The sequence below is a fragment of the Roseateles oligotrophus genome (assembly GCF_025717515.1).
Classification (GTDB): domain Bacteria; phylum Pseudomonadota; class Gammaproteobacteria; order Burkholderiales; family Burkholderiaceae_C; genus Paucibacter_A; species Paucibacter_A oligotrophus.
On sequence record NZ_JAJIRN010000003.1, the window covers coordinates 604807 to 624807 of the forward strand.

The following is a 20001-nucleotide window of genomic DNA, read 5'->3' on the forward strand; positions in this document are numbered from 1 at the left end:
GGCAAGTCTTGCACCTCTTATTGAAGCCGGAGCGTTCCATGGAATCAGCCAAGCAGAAGTTTCGCCTCGTCACCCGCAGCGACTTTGACGGACTCGTTTGCGCCGTGCTGCTGAATGAGTTGCAACTGATTGACGACATTTTGTTCGTCCATCCCAAGGACATGCAAGACGGCAAGGTGCCGATTACCGGACGCGACATCACCACCAATCTGCCCTATGTGGCGGCAGCGCATTTGGTCTTTGATCATCACGAGTCGGAGACGGTCCGCAATACCGGCGAGCGCCCGAACCACATCATCTTGGCCGATGCCCCGTCGGCGGCGCGCGTGGTCTATGACCATTACGGCGGCAAGGCGACCTTCCCCCGCATCAGCGACGCAATGATGGACGCCGTTGACAAGGCCGATTCGGCGCAGTTCAGCCGCGAGGAAATCCTCAATCCGAGCGATTGGCCGCTCTTGAACTATCTGATGGACTCGCGCACCGGGCTGGGTCGGTTTCGTGACTTCCGCATCAGCAATTACACGTTGATGATGGATCTGATCAAGTACTGCGCCGACCACGACATCGACGAAATTCTGGCCCTGCCCGATGTGAAGGAGCGGGTCGAGTTGTACTTCGAACAAACGGCCCGCGCCAAGGAGCAGATCGGCCGTTGCACGACCGTGCATGGCAAGCTGGCGGTACTGGACCTGCGCCGCGAAGAAACCATTTGGGCAACCAATCGTTTCATGATCTATGCGATGTACCCGCAGACCAATATCTCCATCCATGTGTTGTGGGGCGTGCAAAAGCAGAACACCGTCTTCGCTACCGGCAAATCGATCCTGGATCGCAGCAGCCGCAGCAATGTGGGGGAGCTGATGCTTGAATATGGTGGCGGCGGCCATCACGCGGCCGGTACCTGCCAAATCGACAATGACCGTGCCGATACGGTGTTGCGGGAACTGATCGCGAAGATCAACCAGGATGGCTGATGCGCTTTGAGTATCAGTTAGCAGCTGCTGTTCTATTTTCGCTTGGCCACTGAGCGTTCATGCCAAACAGTGTGAACCTGAACGAACGACCAGTGAGCAAGGCCCAAGCAATGGTGTTCTCTGACTATATTCACCCCAGTCTCCATCGTGAGTTGCGCAAGCATGGGCTGGCGCTGGCGGTGCTGTCGGCGCTACTGCTTCTATGCTGGCTTGCGCCCTCGCAGCAGATGTTCAAGGGTCTGGCGGGCTACCCGCCGATCCACACCATGCTTGAAACGGCCGCAATCTGTGTCGCGGGTTTGGTCTTCGCGACAGCCTGGAATGCATACAGTGCCGGTCGGGCTTCCGGCAATCTATTCCTGTTGGCCTGTGCCTTCCTCGGCGTCGGCCTGCTTGATCTCGCGCATATGTTGTCGTATGCCGGTATGCCCGACTTTGTGACGCCCAATGGCGCCGAAAAAGCCATCAATTTCTGGCTAGCCGCCCGCAGCATGGCGGCCTTGGCTTTGCTGGCGGTGGCCGCCCGCCGCTGGCCCGCGCCGGCCACCAAGGCAGGCCGCTATGCCATCTTGCTGGCGCTGATTGGCTGGGTGGGCGTGGTCCACGGGGTGTTTCTGTTTCGACCCGAATGGATGCCCCGCACCTTCATCGTCGGCCAGGGCTTGAGCGCCTTCAAGCTGGGTTTTGAGTACACGCTGATCGCCATCAATCTGCTCACCGCCGCGCTGTTGTTGCGGCGTATGAGCAGCCCGTCGATGGTTAACGCGCCGGCTTTTCTCGGCGTGGTGCTCGCGATGGCCATGAGCGAGTTTTTTTTCACGCTCTACGGTGATGTCACCGATGGCTTCAATCTAATGGGGCACCTCTACAAAATCGTCTCCTATCTGTTCTTGTACAAGGCGGTCGTGGTGGCTGCGATCGAACGCCCTTACCTCGAGCTCGACGCCTTGCATGGTCGGCTGCAGGCGACGCTGGCGGCGGTGCCTCATCAGGTCTTCGAGGTGGACCTGACGGGCCGCGTGCTTGAGCACCATACGCCGGCACATGTGGACGCGATGCTGTTGGCGCCGCCGGGGCGGGGCTCAATCATTGCCTGCACGCTCGATGAGCTGCTGCCTGCCGAGAGCGTCGGGCAGTTGAGCGCGGCGTTGCAAGAGGCACTTAGCCGTGGCTTTTCTTATGGCCGCGAAATGGCGCTGGTGTCGAGCGAGGGCTTGCGCTGGTTCGGGCTTTCGGTGGCACGCAAGGCAGCGTTGCCGGGCGAACCCGAGGCGCTGGTGGTGCTGACATGCGATGTCACCGAACGCATACAGGCGCAACAAGATTTGGAAACCTCGCTCAGAGAGAAAAATGCGCTGCTGCTCGAGGTCCATCACCGGGTCAAAAACAATTTGCAGGTCATCAGCAGCCTGCTTCGTCTGGAGAGCGGGCGCAGCAAACATGCGCCGACCAAGACCGTGCTGCAAGACATGCAGGGCCGGGTGCGCGCCATGGCCTTGTTGCATGAAACCATTTACCGCAAGGGCACGTTCGCGGCCATCGACCTGGGCAGCTATGTGCGGGAAATCGCCGCAGACGCCTTGAAAATGCAGCAGCTGACGCCGGGAGCGGTTCAATTGCGGCTCGAGTTGGGTTCGGTGCTGATCGGGCTGGATCAGGCCACGCCCTGCGCCATGTTGATCAATGAACTGCTGTCCAACAGCCTCAAGCATGGCTTCCCCGAAGGCCGCTGCGGCGAGATCTGCATTTCGCTGAACCCCTTGGAAGAAGAACGGCATTGGCGATTGCGACTGAGCGACAACGGGCTCGGCTTTCCCGCCGATTTGGAGCTCAGGCGCAGTCGGTCCTTGGGCCTGCAACTGGTGGGCGATCTGGCCGGTCAGATGGGCGGCAAGCTACAGGTGGGCGAGGGGCCGCAGGCCGTCTTCACGGTGGACTTCAGGGCCGAATTACCTGTGCCGCTGGCGATCAAGCTCGCCGGTGACAGGCAATAGAGCGGGCCCGACAAAACGTTCTTGAAGCGCTGCGCAAGATCGACTGACCTGGCCCAGTGGCGAATCAAAAGACTTGCGAGAATCTGCGCATGAATGAAACCTGCAAAAACCTCCTGACCACGCTGGGCATCGCCGGCGCCTCCTACACCGAGGGCACGCTGCCGGTGCACTCGCCGATCGATGGTGCCCGGATCGGCTTGGTCCAAGAGGCCAGCGCTGCCGCTATGCATGTGGCGGTCGGCTGTGCCCTGCAAGCCCAGCAAGAATGGCGCCATCTGCCGGCACCGCGCCGCGGTGAATTGGTGCGGCTGTTCGGCGCCGAGTTGCGCGCCCACAAAAGCGAGTTGGCTGCCTTGGTGGCGATCGAAGCCGGCAAGGTCACGAGCGAGGGCTTGGGTGAGGTGCAGGAGATGATAGACATCTGCGACTTCGCCGTGGGGCTAAGTCGTCAGCTGCACGGGCTCACAATTGCCTCCGAGCGACCCGGCCACCGGATGATGGAGCAATGGTTGCCGCTGGGCGTCGTCGGCATCATCTCGGCCTTCAACTTTCCGGTCGCGGTATGGGCCTGGAACGCCGCGCTGGCGCTGGTCTGCGGCAATAGCTGCGTCTGGAAGCCGAGCGAGAAAACGCCGCTGACGGCCTTGGCGACGCAGGCCTTGTTCGAGCGAGCGGTGGCGAAGTTCGGCAGCGCGCCGGCGCATTTGTCTCAAGTGTTGAATGGCGGGGCGGCGCTCGGCGAGGCGATGGCCGATGACGCCCGCGTGGCCTTGGTTTCGGCCACCGGTTCGACGCGCATGGGGCGCGCCGTCGGGCCCCGCGTGGCGGCGCGCTTTGGCCGCTGCCTGTTGGAGCTAGGCGGCAATAACGCCATCATCGTCGCCCCCTCAGCCGACCTGGATCTGGCCCTGCGCGGCATCTTGTTCGGCGCCTATGGCACAGCCGGCCAGCGTTGCACGACGACGCGGCGCGTCATCATTCACGCCAGCATTCATGCCGAACTGCTGGCGAGGCTGGAGCGGGCTCGAGCGTCCTTGCTTGTCGGCAATCCGCTTGAGGCGGGCGCACTGATCGGGCCGCTGATCGATGGCGCCGCATTTGCTGCGATGGAATCGGCTTTGGCCGCCGCGCGCGAGCAGGGCGGCGAGGTGCATGGAGGCGGCCGTGCCCTGGCGCAAGCCTATCCGCAAGCCTGGTATGCGCGGCCGGCGCTGGCCGTCATGCCGGCGCAAACGGCGGTGGTCAAGCAGGAGACCTTCGCGCCGATCTTGTATGTGCTGAAGTACCAGAGCCTGGAAGAAGCCATTGCCTTGCAAAACGATGTGCCGCAGGGTTTGTCATCGGCCATCTTCACCAATGATCTGCGCGAGGCTGAAATCTTCATGGCGGCGGGCGGCTCCGACTGCGGCATTGCCAACGTCAATATCGGCACCTCGGGGGCCGAGATCGGCGGTGCTTTCGGCGGCGAGAAGGAAACCGGCGGCGGCCGCGAATCGGGCTCCGATGCTTGGCGCGCCTATATGCGCCGGACCACCAACACCATCAACTACTCGCGCGATTTACCATTGGCGCAAGGCGTTAGGTTTGATGTCTAGGCCAGCGCGGCCAATCGCCTGATACCCTCGGTCGCCAAGGTCGAGGGCAGCGTGAAGGCGAGCCGAAGGTGATCATCGCCGCCCCCATCCACGGCCAAGGCGCTGCCCGGCGTCAGGCGAACATTGAGTGTTTCGGCGCGCGCGACCAGCTCGCCCGCGCGCGGCCCATGCGCCGGCAGCTTGACCCACAGGAACAGGCCACCCTCCGGCGCGCGCGCCTGCCAATCGGGCAGATGCTCATGCAGTGCTTGCAGCATGGCCTGACTTTGCTCTTGCAGGCCGGAGCGACGCGGGGCTATCAGCGCGTCCAGGCGGTCGAATAGGTCGCAAGCGATGGCGCCGGACAAGCTGCTGCTGGCGATGTCGGCGCAAACCTTGGCTCGGCGCAGTTGCTCGTAGAGGGCGGCAGTGGGCGCACGCAGCCAGCCAATCCGCAGACCCGCCCAGAGCGTTTTAGACAGGCTGCCAATGTGTATGACCGCAGCACCCGGGGCCGGCAGCAGCGGCCTTGGCGCGCTATTGAAATGCAGGTCGGCGAGCGAATCGTCGAGCAGCAACAGACTGCCGCTGCGCGCTGCGGCGCGGCCCAAGCGGGCGCAGGCGCTGGCCGACCAAGTGGTTCCGGTCGGATTGTGCAGGCCGGGGCAGACATAGCTCAGCTTGGGCCGCAGTCGCTCCAACGTATCGATAAAACCCTGCGCATGGGCGCCCCGAGGGCGCACCGGCACGCCGAGCAGGCGCGCGCCACTGGCTCGGAAAACATCAACCGCGCCAAAGTAGTTGGGGTCCTCGAGCAAGACGAGATCGCCCGCCCCAAGGTATTGCAGGGCCAGCAGGCTGATCGCTTGTTGCGCGCCGGTGCACACCAGCAACTGCTCCGGCGTCGTCGGCAGGCCCTGGGCGCAGTAGCGCGCCGCGATGCGTTTGCGCAGGGCCAGCATGCCTTCGGGCTGGTAGGCGCCCTCGCGCAAGATCAGGCGCATGCCGCTGTCACTGGGCATTAGCCAAGCCGGATCGGGCACGGCGGTCGCCAGCGAAAAATCGATCCAGGGCAGCAGATCGGCAGCGCGGGGGCGTGCCAATGCGGGGCTGCCCATGCGGGTATGCCGTTTGGCGGAAGCGATATGGCCGGGCGGCCCGCTGCTGACCGATGTGCCTTGACCCTGGCGCGCTGTGATCCAGCCGCCCTCGGCGAGGCGCGAGTAGGCCGCCACGATGGTGCTGCGGCTCAGGCTCAGATCGACCGTCAGGCTGCGCTCCGTCGGCAAACGGTCGCCGGGCAGCAGATCGCCGCTCAGGATCAAGCCCCGCAACGCGTCGGCCAGCAAGGCATAGCGTGGAGCGGCATTGAAGCCGCTGCGCATTGCGGTGCGCAGTTGCCGTGGCAAGTTGATCTGCTTGTTCAAGTCCAGTGCTCGTCAATTGGATTGCTCTGTTCGGTCCAATCGACCATAGCATGGCGAGGCCGTTTGCTGCACGGTGGAAATGAAAAGAAAGCCGCAGATGAAAGCTATTGAACTTGCCTTGGCCCTGTTGGTGACCGCCATCTGGGGCCTGAACTTCTCCATCGTCAAGTTGGGCTTGGGCAGCATGGACCCGTTTCTACTGGCCGCGCTGCGCTTCGCGCTATGTGCCTTGCCGGCGGTCTTCTTCGTTCCTCGCCCCGCCGTGCATTGGGGCTATCTGGCGATCTACGGCTTGTTCTTCGGGGTCTTGCAATGGGGCCTGGTGTATGCCGGTATCTATTTCGGCCTGAGCGCAGGGTTGGCCTCGGTCGTGTTGCAGCTTGCGGTGTTTTTCAGCATGGCCGGCGGCATCATGTTCTTCCGAGAAAAGCTCGCAGCCCCCTTGATCGCAGGCACGACGCTGGCCTTTGCGGGCGTTGCGCTGATTGCCTGGCATACCGAGGGTCGGGGCAGCTTGCTGGGCCTGAGTCTGGTGCTGCTGGGCGCACTCGCTTGGGCATTCGCCAATGTGACCGTAAAGAAGTCGGGCACGAAGTCGAGCCAGATGTTCGGCTTCATCGTCTGGGCCAGTCTGGCCGCTCCACTGCCCTTGCTGCTCTTGTCCTGGTTGTTTTCCGGGCCCGAAAAAATAGTCTTGTCCTTGGCGAGCATTGATCGGATGGCGCTGTTCTCGATTGCATTTCAGGTTTATCCGACCACACTCTTCGGCTATGCGATTTGGAACCATCTGCTCCGAAAGTATCCGGTCTCGAGCGTTGCGCCGCTGGCCTTGCTGGTGCCGGTGTTTGGCATGTTGAGCGCGATGCTGATCTTCGATGAGGCTCTGCCGGCTTACAAATTGGCTGCGCTGTTGTTGATTCTGACTGGCTTGATCGTCAACGGGTTTGGCGGCAAAGCGTGGCAAGCGGCCCGGCTTGGTTTTCGGCGCGCATGAGGCCGGGCCTGGCGGAGTTTTGGTCGGTTTTATGAGTCTTGTCTCGATTCCCCGAAAACTGATGCTATAGTCCGGCCTCTTCTCAAGAAGACACCTTGCCCAGGTGGCGGAATTGGTAGACGCACTAGTTTCAGGTACTAGCGGGTAACTCCGTGGAGGTTCGAGTCCTCTCCTGGGCACCAAACAAGAAAGGCCAGCACGCAAGTGCTGGCCTTTTGCGTTTGGGGCTCGGGAAGCAAGGGCCTTGCGTGCTTGCTCAAGGGTCAGGTCTTGCCAGCAAGGCCTCAAACGCCTCGGCCGGCATAGGCCTGCCGAACAAATAGCCCTGGGCGTAATCGCAACCGGCTGCGATCAGCAGATCTCGCTGCTCGATCGTCTCGACGCCTTCGGCAACCACCTTCATCCCCAACGCGTGGGCCATGGTGATGATGGCCGAACACAGCGCAAAGTCTTTGGCATCGGCGTGCAGATGACGTACAAAACGCTGATCGATCTTCAGCAGGTCAATCGAATACTTCTGCAGATAGGCGAGTGATGAGAAGCCAGTGCCGAAATCATCCAGGGAAACCTGAAAGCCGGCAGCGTGCAGCGCGGCTAGATTGGACTCCACCTCGGTGTCGGCTTCAAGCAGCAGGCCTTCGGTAATCTCTATCGTCAGGGCCTCTCCCGCCAAGCCCAGCCCCGTCATCGCTTCGGCCCAGCTGACGCTCGCCGGCGTGTTGCCGATCTCGCTGCGAAACTGCACCGGCGATTTGTTGACGCTGATCTGAAAATTCTGGTCAAACCGGGCACGCCACTGCTTGACCTGGTTTGCGGCCTGCCGAAACACCCATTCACCAATCTCGATGATTATTCCGCTGGCCTCGGCCAGCGGAATAAAGATGGTCGGGCCGATCACGCCCTGGCGCGGGTGACGCCAGCGCAGCAAGGCTTCGGCCTTGTGGATATGCCCGCTGGCGAGGTCGACAATCGCTTGGTACTCAATGAAGAATTGCTGCAGGCTCAGCGCATCGCGCAAGTCATTGCCGAGTCGCATGCGGTTCTGGGCTGCCTCTTGCAACTCGGGCGTGAAGTAGCCCAAGCGGTTGCGCCCGGCGGCTTTTGCTGCATACAAGGCCTGATCAGCGTGCTTGAACAGCGCCTCGATTTGCACGCCATCGCTGGGGTAATGACTGACGCCTATGCTGGCCGAGACGAAGACCCGTTCATTGCCCAACTGGAACACGCTGGCCAGCGATGCAATGATTTGCCGGGCTACTTCGCGTGCCTGGGGCTCAAGCTGCGCGGCGCTACCGTCTGAGTTCAGTAGCACCGTGAATTCATCGCCGCCCATCCGCGCGACCGTGTCCCCGGGGCGCAGGCAAGTGCTGATGCGTGCGCCTGCTTCAATCAAGAGCGTGTCGCCCATGTCATGGCCGAGCGTGTCGTTGACTTCTTTGAAATGGTCGAGATCGATGAAGAGCACCGCAAGCCCGCCGCCGCGCTGCTGGGCCTCCAGCAATTGCTGCTCGAGTCGTTCGCGCAGGCTGCGCCGATTGGGCAGGCCCGTCAAGGGGTCGAAATGAGCCTGCTGCCAGATCAGCGCCTCGGCTGCCTTGCGGTGACTGATGTCGGTGTGCGTACCCACCATGCGAAGAGGTTGCCCCTGTTCATCGCGGCTGATCACCATGCCTCGGCTGTGGATCCACTTCCAGCTGCCATCTTTGCAGCGGACGCGGTGTTCATTGCTGTAACTGCTTACTCGGCCGGAGAAATGTGCTTCGCGGTCGGCCTGCATTTTCGCCAGATCATCGGGATGCGTGCGGGCATCGAACTCGGCGGGGGTCGGTCGGACGTCGGTCTCGGTATAACCGTAAATTTGCAGGTAGCGGGCCGAATACAGCTCGACCCCGCTTTGCACATACCAGTCCCAGACGCCGTCGCCATTGCTTTCCAGGGCGAGCTTCCAGAGGTCATCGGTGTCTTGCAAGCGCGCCTCGATCCGTTTGCGCTCGTCAATGTCGCTGTTTGTGCCCAGCAGCATGCGCTCCGAGCCGACTCGGCCCACCGGCGCCAGATCGGCCTGCAGCAGATGCCAGCGGTAGCTGCCGTCTGCGGCTCTCAGGCGGTAGTCGCGCGTGAATGGTCGCGGATCCTCGGCGAACAAATGTTGGCGGCAGGCCTGCTCAAAACCGGACCAGTCATGCGGGTGCACGAGCGCTTGTCCACCGAGGCTGCGCAGCTCGGCCCGGGTGCAACCGGCATAACGCAGCAGCGCCGCGGAGGCAAATCGGGGGCGAAGCTGCGTATCGAGGATCCAGACCAGCGACGGCAAGGCGTCGAGCAAGTCCAACGCCGAGCAGTCGAGTTGATTCAGCCAATCATCTGCGCCGGTGTTTATGGCCTGTTTCATGGGCACTATCTGGTTGATTTCGAGGGGCGTCTGCTTTGAGGCTCGCGCCCGATTACCGCCGCAGCTTACTTGATTGCCGGCGTTTGAGGTGGGGCGATATAGATTCAGGAGGAGGCGGCGCGGACTTTTTTTGCCTTATCAGCGCCTTTTATGCCGCTCCCCATCGGCAATCGCTCGGTTTAGGTGAAAATGGCGCCGCCCGAGATCGTCGGGCTCAACCAAAAGACGAGATTCCGGAATGAACAAAACCGAACTGATTGCACACCTGGCCGCCAAGCATGAACTGACCAAGGCTGAAGCCGGTCGCATCCTCGAGACCCTGCTTGATGCTGTGGTTAGTACCGTGAAAAAGGGCGGCGCCGTGGCTATCCCCGGCTTTGGTTCCTTCAAACAGCATGCTCGCGCGGCCCGCACCGGTGTGAATCCAAGCACCGGCGACAAGATCAAGATCGCTGCCGCCAAGCTGCCCAAGTTCACTCCAGGCGCAGGTTTCAAGGCCGCCGTTGATCCAAAGGCCGCTGCCCGCAAGGCCGCCAAGGTCGCAGCCGCCCCGGCCAAGGCCGCTGCCAAGCCAGCCGCCAAGGCCGCAGCCAAGCCAGCAGCCAAGCCTGCAGCTAAGGCCGCCAAGAAGTAAGTCTGTAATGCGGCGGCCGTTCCGGCCCCGCTTGCGTAAATCGGTCGATCACCCGCCTCGGTGCTCGGCCGTTTTTTCTGCCGCCCGGTGCAGCGCCGCCACTCCCAGTGAGGCGGCGAAAAATAGCAGCCACAGGCCATAGCTATAGCCCGCTTGCTGGGTCCATAGCCCGGCCAGCAATAGCGGGGCGGCGGCGCGCGCCAAGGCCAGCGGCAGACCCAAGGCGCCATTCAAACGCGCCACTTGATCGCGGTTGACGTATTGCGCGAAGGCAGTGCCCTTGACGATGGTCAGCATGCCGTTGCCGACGCCGAACAGCAAGACAAAGAGCAGCATCAACCAACTCTGATCTGGCGCCAGCAATGGTGCGCCAAGCAGCACCAGCAAGCCGAGCGGGATCAGCGCGGGGATCAGCCGATTGGCCAGATGCAAATCGAAATGGCGCTCGAAGAAGAATAGAAACAAGCGCCCAAGAACCTGGAACGCGCCCAGGCTGGCGGGCACGGCGATGACCCAGGCCTCGCTCAGACCACGCTCGCGCAAGAGACTGATCATGTGGGCCGGCAAGGCGGTCGATACGGCGGTCATCAGCACCATAAAGGCGGCCACCAGCAAGAAGGGTTTGCCGCGCATGGTGCTGCGTAAATTGGGCGTTAACCCTGCTGTCGCTTCGCCGGCGGCCCGCAAGGCTTTGGCCGGCGCATTGCGCAGCGCCAATGCGTGCAGCGGCGCGCATACCAACAGGTGCAGAGCCGCCAAACAGAGCAGCGCGGGCCGCCAACTCAGCTGCGCAATCAGGGCCGCGCTCAAGGGGATGAAGACGGTGCTGGCCAGGCCGCCCAGAAAGGTCATCGTGATGATGGCGCGCCGGTAGTCGGCGGGAAAGCGCCGCGTCACCACGGCAAACACCGGCGTGTAGAGCACCATTGCCATGGCCGCGCCCAGACCGGCCCAAACTGCGTAGAAACCCAGCTGGGAATTCACCAGGCTGTGCAGCGCCAAGCAGGCGGCGGCCAGCAGTGACCCGCCGGTCATCACCCTCCGCTCAAGGCCCCGCTCTATCCAGCGGCCGACCGGATAGGCCAGCAATCCTTCGGCCAGGATGGCGATGCTGAAAGCCAGCGAGACCTCGACCCGGCTGAGGCCCAACTCGCTTTCAACCGGCCCCATCAGCAGCGCAAAGGTGTAGAAGATGCTGCCCCAGTTGATCAACTGAGCGAGCGAGAGCCAGCCGACAAGGCCGGGCCGGTAGGTGGAGTCATCGGTCAAAACGGGGTCCGAATGCGAAGGTGAAAGAAGGAGTGGTGCCACGCATATTGTGGCGGCCGTCTTGACCGGCAGCCGTTCAGCCGCAGCAGCTTGCGCGAGCCGCCGCCGGGCCGCAGCGGGACGGGGCGGCGGCCACCGCCGCGCTGGTGCCGCAACAGGGTGCCGCGGCAGCCTTGGCTGCACCGGCGGGGCGGCTCGAGCAGACCCCTGTTTGGGGCAGCTCCAGCCGCACCTCGTCGGCCGCCGCCAGATCGCCGGCCAAGGCTGCCGCCACCGAGCGCGCCTGCTCGTAGCCGGTGGCCATCAGAAAATTGGGCGCGCGGCCATAACTCTTGGCGCCAATGGCATAGAAACCCGGCTCGGGATGGGCCAGCTCGCGGTGCCCATGGGGCCGTACCGTGCCGCAGCTATGCTCATTCGGGTCGATCAGCGGTGCCAGCAATTCGGTGCTTTCCAGCCAGGCGTCATGGCGAGTGCGCAGCTCGGCCGTCAGGCTCAGATCGGGGCGAGCGCCGGTGGCCGCGATGATGCGATCTATGCCGTCGATCGGCGCGAGGCCGGCGTCCAGCGGCATCACGCGCATGCCTCCATTGAGCTCGCCAATGCTGTGCACCTGAAAGCCCTGGTGCAACTCGAGTCGTCCCCGCTCAAGCAGTTGACGCAGGCGCTGGCCGAGCGCGCCGCGTGCCGCCAGGCCGTCGTTTTCGCCGCCGCCAAAGAGTTTGCCGAGCTCATGGCCTCGCAGCGCCCAAACTATCCGGGTCTGCTCCTCCTGCTCGGCCAGCGTCGCCAGATTGATCAGGTTGCCGATGGCCGAATGGCCGGCGCCGACCACCAGCACTTTGATGCCGGCATAGCGGCCGCGCTGCTCGCCCAGCACATCGGGCATGCCGTAGTCAATGCGCTCGGCGAAGGCATGTTCACCCAGCGCCGGCAAGCCATGGGCGCCGAGCGGATTCGGCTGCGACCAGGTGCCCGAGGCGTCGATCACCGCCCTTGCCTGGATCTCGCTTTCGCCCGCCGGGCCGGCGACGCGCAGGACAAAGGGTGCGGCCTCGCGACCGCGGGTCTTGACCTTGTCGAAACCGAGGCGCGAGACGGCCAGCACCCGGCTGTTCAAGCGCAGCTTGGCGTCGATGGCAGGCAAACGGCTCAGCGGCAGCAGATAGTCGTCGACCAACTCGCCAGCGGTCGGCAAATCGGCCGCATCGGGCCGCAGCCAGCCCGTGCCGGCCAGCAAGGCTGCGGCGCTCGGGTCGATGTTGTATTGCCAGGGCGAGAATAGGCGCACATGGCGGTAGTTCTGCAGGTTGCCGCCCACCGAGGCGCTGGCCTCGAAAATGGCCACCGGCAAGCCACGCTGTATGAATTGGGCTGCCGCGGCCAAGCCGACCGGGCCGGCGCCGATGATGGCGATCGGCAGTGAAGCCGGGTTTGCTGCTGTGCTGATGTCATTCATGGCTTGGTCTTTCGAGGGGGTGGAAGGAAGGTTTTGGGGGCCGCTCCTGTATTTAGACGATGGCCGCGCAAAAAGGTTGCAACTTTTTTTAAACTTGCCCGTCTTAGCCTTCGTGTCCAAGCTTCCAGTTCACCGAGACAAGCATTCCATGACTATTGCGCCCATCGCCGAGCAAGATATTGCCGAGACCTATCAATCGCTGCGCCGGGCCTTGCTGGCCTATTTGCGAGGCAAGGTCGGCGACGCCGCGACGGCCGAGGACTTGCTGCATGAGGTGTTTCTGAAGGCCTTGGCAGCCGGGCAGAAGGGCGCGGTGCCAAGCAATATGTCGGCCTGGCTGTACGCCATTGCCCGCAATGCGGTGATCGATCATTACCGCAGTAGGCGCATCATGGATGAGCTGCCCGAGGACTTGGTGGACGAAGGCAGCGACGATGCCGACGCCGAGTTGGCCGGCCAGGCCTTGGCCGCCTGCCTGCTGCCGGTGACCAAGCGACTGCCCGCGCTTTACCGCGACACCTTGCTGGCGACCGATTTTGAGGGCAGGTCCTTGCAGTCGCTGGCCGACGACATGCAGATCTCGCTGTCGGCCGTCAAGAGCCGCGCCAGTCGTGGCCGCAAGCTGCTGCGCGCCAGCCTGCTGGCCTGCTGTCAGCTGGAGTTGGCCGCTAGCGGCATGGTGCTGGACTTCCGGCCACGACGGGCGGAGGGGGATTGTTCACCCGCCGCTTGCGGTTCAACTCGCGCGCCAGCGGCCTGGTCCAAAAAAGGAGCCTGAATTGCCTTGTAGAAAAAGTCTCGCGCCGGATTTGGTGCCAGAAGGCCACTATCGGCGCCCCTTGCCGGCCGAGCTGATTGCGCTGTCGTCAGCGGCCGGGCGCCTGCTGTTCCGCGAGGCCTTGTTGGCCGGTGACATGGAGAGTTACTTCCCTTTGGCCGAACAGTTTCATACCCAGGTGGAGCCGAGCTTTTGCGGTATCAGCAGCCTGGTGATGGTGCTGAACGCGCTGGAGGTCGACCCGAAGCGCTTGTGGAAGGGCGTCTGGCGCTGGTTCAGCGAAGATATGGCCGATTGCTGCGAGCAACTCAGCGTGATCGAAAAAGAAGGCGTCACGCTGGATCGTCTGGCCGAGATGGGGCGTTGCAACGGTTTGCTGGTTGATGCCCGGCATGTTGACCTTGATGCCGATGCCGGCATCGCGCAATTCCGCGCCAGCGTGCGCCAAGTGAGCGAGCAGCCGAGTGGCGTGGCCTTGATCGCGTCCTACTCGCGTGCCCTGCTGGGCCAGACCGGAGATGGCCATTTTTCACCCATTGGCGGCTATCACGCAGCGCGCGATCTGGTCTTGCTGCTTGATGTGGCGCGCTTCAAATATCCACCCCATTGGCTGCCTCTTGAGCTGTTGTGGCGGGCGATGGCGGCGCAGGATGCCTCGACCGGGCGGCCTCGTGGCTACTTGCATGTTCGGCCCGAGCAAAGCGCCGAGGCAGCGCGGCAAAGTTGACGGGAGCCGAGCTTTGGCGAAGACAAAGGCTGAATATCTGCGGCTTGAATCTGCTATGTTCAGGCCCTGCTCCTGGCTTGAGGCTTCGATCGTCATTCGACACTAGGGCTAGAGCGAGGGGGAATCGATAGGTCCGTCCAATGGAACTGTTCCTGCCAAAAATTGAATTGCTCGCGCTGGAGCAGCAGTTGCCCAGCCAATCGGGCATCGCGCGTGCGCGAACCTTGGTAGCGCTGGCTTGGTACTGGCGCCAAAGCAACAGCCGGCAGGCGATGTACTGGGTCGAGGAGGGTGAACGATGCCTTCAGGCATCGGTGGAGCCGGCGCAAGCAGTGGAAAAGATCCGCCTTGCCGCACGTCTGCTGCTGGTGCGCGCCGAAACCAAACAGTTGGCTGCCGAGCTTGAGGTGGCGCTGCAGATGGCGCTGGATGCGGCGGCGCAGTTCGAGACTTGCCAGGACATGGTGGGCCTGGGGGATGCTTATTGGCTGCAGGGGCAGGTGCTGGAGGACAGCGGTCAGCATGGGCAGATCAAGCTCATCCTGGACGCTGCGCAGGCGGTCTATCTGGCTGCCGGTGACAAAGCTCGGCAAGATGCTTTGCAAGCTCGTCGTCTGACCATGGCTGTGTTCTCGGACCCGGTGGCGGTGGCGGCAGCGCTTGAGACCTTTCCGCTCGATCAGCAGGGCCAGTTGCCGGTTGCTTTTTGGCTCAGCAGCACAAGGGGCCTGTGCGCAGCCATGGCCGGCGATCCCGCAGCTTCGATCAAACATTTTTTGCGAGCCCATGAGATCGCGCTGGACATTGGCCAGTTGCGGCGGGCCTTGGTGGCGGGCAGCAATGCGGCCGAGTCGTTTTTACGCCTGGGTGATTTGGATACCGCCTTGGCCATGCATGAGCGTGATCTGCTGCTGGCGCGCGAGCTCGGCTGGCCGGTCAGTCTGGGCTTGTGTCTGGGCAAGATCGGCACGGCAATGCGGCAGTTGGGTCGCTATGCCGAGGCGCGCACCTTCTTGCTGGAGAGCACCAAGCAAATGGCCTTGCTGCCCGGTTCTCGCAACCAGGCTCAGATCATGATCGACCTGGCGGACTTGGAACTCGCCGATGGCCGCTATGCGAGCGCGGCGCAGGCCTTCACCGATCTGGCGGCCCAGCTTGACCTGAAGTTGAGTCCCGATTTGCTCTTGCTGGTGCAGTGCAGCCGGGCCGCGGCCTTGCTGAAGGTCGGCCACAAACAGGCGGCCGGCGAAGCGGCCATGGCCGCTTTGGGTTTGGCTGCCACCTTGGGTGATGTGCTGGGCGAGATGAAGGCGCTGCAGGTCTTGGCGCAAATGCCGGATGACGCCGGCCTGCCTTACCCTGACGATATGCATGAGCCCTCGCTCGCCCTGCATTATTTGCGGCGAGCGGAGGCGTTGGCCGCCACCATCAAGGGCTATGAACCGGCACCCGATTTGTGGCAGCAATTGGCGGCGGCCGAGGCCAAGGCCGGCAACTACAAATCTGCCTACGAATATGGTCTGGCGGCGCAGAGTGCCTACCGCAAGGTGCAGACCGTCGCCGTGCAACAGCGTGCGGTGGCGATGCAAGTCAAACATGAGTTGGAGCAAGCGCAGGCAGAAACGGTGTTGCACCAGCAAGCGGCCGAGGCTTTGCGGGAGACCACCACTACGCTGGAAATTCTCGGCGTGATGGGGCGTGAAATAACCGCTTGTTTGCAGGCCGAGAGCATTTTTCAGACCTTGTACCGGCATGTCGATCAGTTGCTGGATGCGGCCAGCTTTGTGGTGTTCATGGCGGAGCCACCGCCCGCAGGGATGGCAGGGCCGGGGCAATTGGCATTGGCCTATGGTGTTGAAGGCGGCGAGCAGCTGGAACCCAAGATACTCGTGATGGACGGCGATTCGGTACTCGCCCGCTGCGCCCGTGATCGCGAGGAGCTGCTGATCAATCTTGAATCCGAGGGCAGCGATGGCGCGAGTCTGGTCCCGGGTACCTTGGTCACCCTGAGCCTGCTATTTGGCCCCTTGCTTGCTGGCGACAGGCTGCTGGGCGTGATGTCGATTCAGTCGACGCACCCGCATGCCTATGGTGACCGCGAGCGCTTTATCTTCAAGGCGCTATGTGCCTATGGAGCGATCGCTCTGGACAACGCCGCCGCCTACGCCCTCACCGAAGCCGCCCAGCAGCAGACCCATGCGGCCTTGATGGAGCTGCGCCAGATGCAGCGAGATTTGATCGAGCGCGAGAAGCTGGCGGCGCTGGGTTCGCTGGTGGCCGGAGTCGCGCATGAGCTGAATACGCCGATCGGCAATAGCCTGCTGGTGGCGAGCACGCTGAGGGACAGCAGTCAGGACTTTTTGACGGAACTCGCTCAAGGGGGCTTGCGCAAGTCGCAATTGGAGCAGTACTGCCGCAGCACCCAGGAATCCAGCAGCCTGTTGATGCGCAGCCTTGAAAAAGCGGCCGAGCTGGTCAGCGGGTTCAAGCAGTTAGCAGTTGACCAGACCTCGGACCGCCGCCGCCCCTTCAGCCTGCAGCAAACTTGCGAGGAGGTCGCGCTGACCTTGGCGCATGTTCTGACGCGGGCCGGCCATAGCTTGACGATGGAGGTTGACGAGGACCTGGCACTCGACAGCTACCCCGGCCCATTGGGGCAGGTGATCAGCAACCTCATCATCAATGCCACGCTGCACGGCTTCGACGGCAGGCAAGGCGGCAAGATGCGGCTGAGCGCTCATGCGCAGGGTGCGCAGCAGGTACTCCTGAGCTTCGATGACGATGGCCACGGCATTGCGGCCGAGCATCTGAGCAAGATCTTTGAGCCTTTCTTCACCACCCGGCTGGGCCAAGGCGGCAGTGGCCTGGGCCTGCATATCAGCTACAACATCGTGCGAAATCTGCTCGGCGGCAGCATCTCGGTCAGCAGTCGAATCGGGCGGGGCACCCACTTCGAGATCTTGTTGCCCTTGGTGGCGCCGGCGCTGGGCGAAGCGGTTTGAGCGCTTGAAGCCGGGCTTTACAGGCCATGTGTGACCCACTTGAAATCCGGGTCTTCGTCAAATGGCTTGATGGCAAAACCCAGGCTCTTCATCAGCTTGAGCATGCCGGGATTTTTGGCCAGCACGATGCCGTTGATCTCGTTCAGACCCTTTTCGCGCGCCACATCCATGATGCTTTCCATCAGGCGTGAGCCCAGCCCCTTGCCGCTGAAGTCATCGGCCACCACCAAGGAAAATTCGCAGCTCGACTGGTCGGGGTTGGTGATGTAGCGCGACACGCCGATGACGCGTTCGGTCTCCACCGGATTGCCCTTGGCGTCCGTACTGCGTTGCTTGAACACCGCCACCAGGGCCATTTCACGGTCATAGTCGATCAGGCTGAAACGCGCCAGCATGGCCGGCGGCAACTCGGTCATCGATGAGATGAAGCGGAAGTAGCGGCTCTCGGCCGAGAGGCTGTGAACCAAGGCCTGCAGCATCTGTGCGTCGTCGGGCCGGATCGGCCGCACCGTGTATTCGCCGCCGCCGCGCATCGGCCACACCTGCTCGTGGCGGGCCGGGTAGGGCAGGATGGCAAGATGGCCATAGCGTTGTGAGGCCGGCCCAGCGCCGGCGCCGATCGACAGCGGCGTGCTGTCGATGACGATGCGCGCATCCACCGCGACGGCGCCGGACTCGTCGACGATGATGGGGTTGATGTCCATCTCGCGCAGCTGCGGCAGTTCGCACACCATTTCGGACACCCGCAGCAGCAATTGCTCCAGCGCGTCCATGTCGACCGCACTGGCGCCGCGCCATTCGCCCAAGGTCTCGGCCACGCGCGAGCGTTCGATCAGGCGGCGAGCCAGGTATTGGTTCAACGGTGGCAATTCCATCGCGCGGTCGTTGAGCAGTTCGACCATGGTGCCGCCGGCGCCAAACACGATCACCGGGCCGAACGGGTCGTCCGTCACCAGGCCGATATAGATTTCGCGGCCACGCTTGGCGGTGGCCATTTTTTGCACGGTCACGCCGTTGATGCGCGCCTGCGGCGCCAAGCGTGCGACGCGCTCCATCATGTCGGTATAGGCTTCTTTGACGGCGGCGCCGTGGCTCAGATTCAGTACCACCCCGAGTACATCTGATTTGTGCGTTATGTCTGGTGAGTCGACCTTCAACGCGACGGGGTAGCCGAGCTGGGTGGCGATCATCATTGCCTCGTTGGCCGAGCGCGCCAGGATGGTGTGAGTGACGGGAATCTGGAAGGCCGACAGCAGGGTCTTGGATTCCATCTCGGTCAGCACCTTGCGGCGCTCGGCCAACACGCTTTCGATCACCAAGCGGGCGGCCTCGATATCGGGCTTGGCCAAGGTCGACAGTGGCGGCGGCGTTTGCTGCAAGAGCTTCTGGTTTTGATAGAAGGACGCAATATTGCCGAAGGCGCCGACGGCCGCCTCGGGCGTGCGAAAACTGGGTATCGAGGCTTCGTTCAGCGTGTTGCGGGCAGCGCCCACCGAGGCATCCCCCATCCAGCAGGCCAATAGAGGTTTGCTGAGGTTGCGCTTCATATCGGCCAGCGCACGGGCGACGGCGGTGGTGTCGGCGCCCGGCTTGGGTGAATAGATGGCCAGCACGCCGTCAATTTGTTTGTCTCGGCCGGCGGCCTCAATGGCGGCTTGGTAATGCGGGCCCGCGGCATCTTCCGACAGGTCGATCAAGTCCGTCAGGCTGGCCAGTTCGGGCAGCAAGGGCGCGAGCGCGCTGATCGACTCCGCGCCGAGTCGGCCGAGCTCCAAGCCAATCTCGTTGATCCAATCGGCCGCCAGCACGCCCGGGCCGCCGCCATTGGTGACGATGGCCAAGCGCCGGCCGACCGGGCGGTAGCGCGAGGCCAGGCATTTGGCGGCGGAAAATAACTCGACAAACGAACGCACCCGAACGGCTCCGGCACGGCGCAGCGCCGAGTCGAATACGTCGTCGCTGCCGACAATCGCGCCGCTATGGGTCAGAGCGGCTGCGTTGCCGGCGGGCTTGCGGCCGGCCTTCAGCACCACCACCGGTTTGGCGTTGGCAGCCGAGCGCAGCGCGCTCATGAAGCGGCGCGCATTGCCTATGCCTTCGAGGTAAACAATGATGCTTTGGGTTTGTGCGTCATTGGCGAGGAAGTCCAGCACCTGGGCGATATCGACGCTGGTATTGGGGCCCAGTGACACGACCGAGGAGAAGCCCACCGCGTTGCTGCGCGCCCAGTCCAGCATGGATGCGGTCAGGGCGCCCGACTGCGAGACCAGCGCCAGGGAGCCGGCCTGCGCCAAGGTGCCGGCCGTACTGGCGTTGAGTTGCAGGGCGGGGCGCTGGAAGCCCAGGCTGTTGGGGCCCAGCAGCAGCATGCCTTCGCGCCGCGCGGTTTTTTTGAGCGCGGAGGCCAGTTCGGCGCTGACGCCGCTGGAGATCACCAGCGCGGCGCGGCAGGTGATGCGGCCGGCCACTTCGAGCGCGGCGGCGATGTCCTGCGGCGGCAGCGCAATGATGGCCAAATCGGCGCGGGCCTGCGCCAAATCGGCCAGGGTGCCGGTGCTATGAATATCCAAAAAGCGCAGCGAGCCGCTGAAACGTTGGCCGCCGAGGGCTTGATGCAAGGCCATTGCATGAGCGCCTTGCTCCTCGGTCGCATCCGGCGAGCCGGCAAACACAACAATCGACTCAGGCGTGAAAAGAGGGGTCAGGTAATGTTTGTCCATGGCGTCGCTTTTCTTGCCCCAGCGGGGCTTACATCCGCGACAGTCTAGCCAGTC

The 20001-nt window shown here is 63.1% G+C and carries 13 protein-coding genes and 1 tRNA gene; 9 read left to right on the top strand and 5 right to left on the bottom strand.

Features of this window, described 5'->3' with window-relative positions; genetic code table 11:
- Nucleotides 1-38 precede the first annotated feature (38 nt).
- The 3 genes from LNV07_RS08965 (at nt 39) to amaB (ending at nt 4566) form a co-directional block, all read left to right on the top strand.
- Nucleotides 39-977 (top strand): exopolyphosphatase, encoded by a 939-nt coding sequence (locus LNV07_RS08965; protein WP_263570811.1) that lies wholly within the window; start codon nt 39-41, stop codon nt 975-977.
- Between the two features lie 92 nt (nt 978-1069).
- A complete protein-coding gene (locus LNV07_RS08970; RefSeq protein ID WP_263570812.1) occupies nt 1070-2971 on the top strand; it encodes an MASE3 domain-containing protein in 1902 nt (633 codons plus the stop codon).
- Between the two features lie 89 nt (nt 2972-3060).
- Nucleotides 3061-4566, top strand: coding sequence for an L-piperidine-6-carboxylate dehydrogenase (gene amaB / locus LNV07_RS08975; RefSeq protein ID WP_263570813.1), 1506 nt, complete (start codon nt 3061-3063; stop codon nt 4564-4566).
- Here the strand turns inward: amaB and LNV07_RS08980 are convergent.
- Entirely contained in the window at nt 4563-5972 is a 1410-nt protein-coding gene (locus LNV07_RS08980) for an aminotransferase-like domain-containing protein (RefSeq protein WP_263570814.1), read from the bottom strand. The two genes, amaB and LNV07_RS08980, sit on opposite strands and share 4 nt — an antisense overlap.
- A 97-nt stretch (nt 5973-6069) precedes the next feature.
- Here LNV07_RS08980 and LNV07_RS08985 point away from each other — a divergent pair, with 97 nt between their 5' ends.
- Both LNV07_RS08985 and LNV07_RS08990 read left to right on the top strand, forming a co-directional pair.
- Complete coding sequence (locus LNV07_RS08985; RefSeq protein ID WP_263570815.1) at nt 6070-6966, top strand: EamA family transporter; 897 nt, start codon at nt 6070-6072, stop codon at nt 6964-6966.
- 97 nt (nt 6967-7063) lie between these two features.
- Nucleotides 7064-7148, top strand: a tRNA-Leu gene (locus LNV07_RS08990).
- Nucleotides 7149-7222: 74 nt separating this feature from the next.
- Here LNV07_RS08990 and LNV07_RS08995 read toward each other — a convergent pair.
- Nucleotides 7223-9358: a putative bifunctional diguanylate cyclase/phosphodiesterase gene (locus tag LNV07_RS08995; RefSeq protein ID WP_263570816.1), complete on the bottom strand. Its 2136-nt coding sequence runs from the start codon at nt 9356-9358 to the stop codon at nt 7223-7225.
- A gap of 238 nt (nt 9359-9596) precedes the next feature.
- Here LNV07_RS08995 and LNV07_RS09000 point away from each other — a divergent pair, with 238 nt between their 5' ends.
- Complete coding sequence (locus LNV07_RS09000; RefSeq protein ID WP_263570817.1) at nt 9597-9992, top strand: HU family DNA-binding protein; 396 nt, start codon at nt 9597-9599, stop codon at nt 9990-9992.
- 48 nt (nt 9993-10040) lie between these two features.
- On the opposite strand, the gene LNV07_RS09005 is transcribed toward LNV07_RS09000, so the two are convergent.
- Nucleotides 10041-11261 (bottom strand): MFS transporter, encoded by a 1221-nt coding sequence (locus tag LNV07_RS09005; RefSeq protein WP_263570818.1) that lies wholly within the window; start codon nt 11259-11261, stop codon nt 10041-10043.
- Between the two features lie 76 nt (nt 11262-11337).
- A complete protein-coding gene (locus tag LNV07_RS09010) occupies nt 11338-12720 on the bottom strand; it encodes an NAD(P)-binding protein (RefSeq protein ID WP_263570819.1) in 1383 nt (460 codons plus the stop codon).
- 148 nt (nt 12721-12868) lie between these two features.
- On the opposite strand from LNV07_RS09010, the gene LNV07_RS09015 reads away from it, so the two are divergent.
- From LNV07_RS09015 to LNV07_RS09025, 3 genes are all read left to right on the top strand, one after another.
- Nucleotides 12869-13498, top strand: coding sequence for a sigma-70 family RNA polymerase sigma factor (locus LNV07_RS09015; RefSeq protein ID WP_263570820.1), 630 nt, complete (start codon nt 12869-12871; stop codon nt 13496-13498).
- Between the two features lies 1 nt (nt 13499).
- A complete protein-coding gene (locus tag LNV07_RS09020) occupies nt 13500-14225 on the top strand; it encodes a phytochelatin synthase family protein (RefSeq protein ID WP_263570821.1) in 726 nt (241 codons plus the stop codon).
- Between the two features lie 140 nt (nt 14226-14365).
- Complete coding sequence (locus tag LNV07_RS09025) at nt 14366-17227, top strand: ATP-binding protein (protein ID WP_263570822.1); 2862 nt, start codon at nt 14366-14368, stop codon at nt 17225-17227.
- A 17-nt stretch (nt 17228-17244) separates the two neighbouring features.
- Here the strand turns inward: LNV07_RS09025 and LNV07_RS09030 are convergent, their stop codons facing one another.
- Nucleotides 17245-19947 (bottom strand): bifunctional acetate--CoA ligase family protein/GNAT family N-acetyltransferase, encoded by a 2703-nt coding sequence (locus LNV07_RS09030; RefSeq protein WP_263570823.1) that lies wholly within the window; start codon nt 19945-19947, stop codon nt 17245-17247.
- Nucleotides 19948-20001 lie beyond the last annotated feature (54 nt).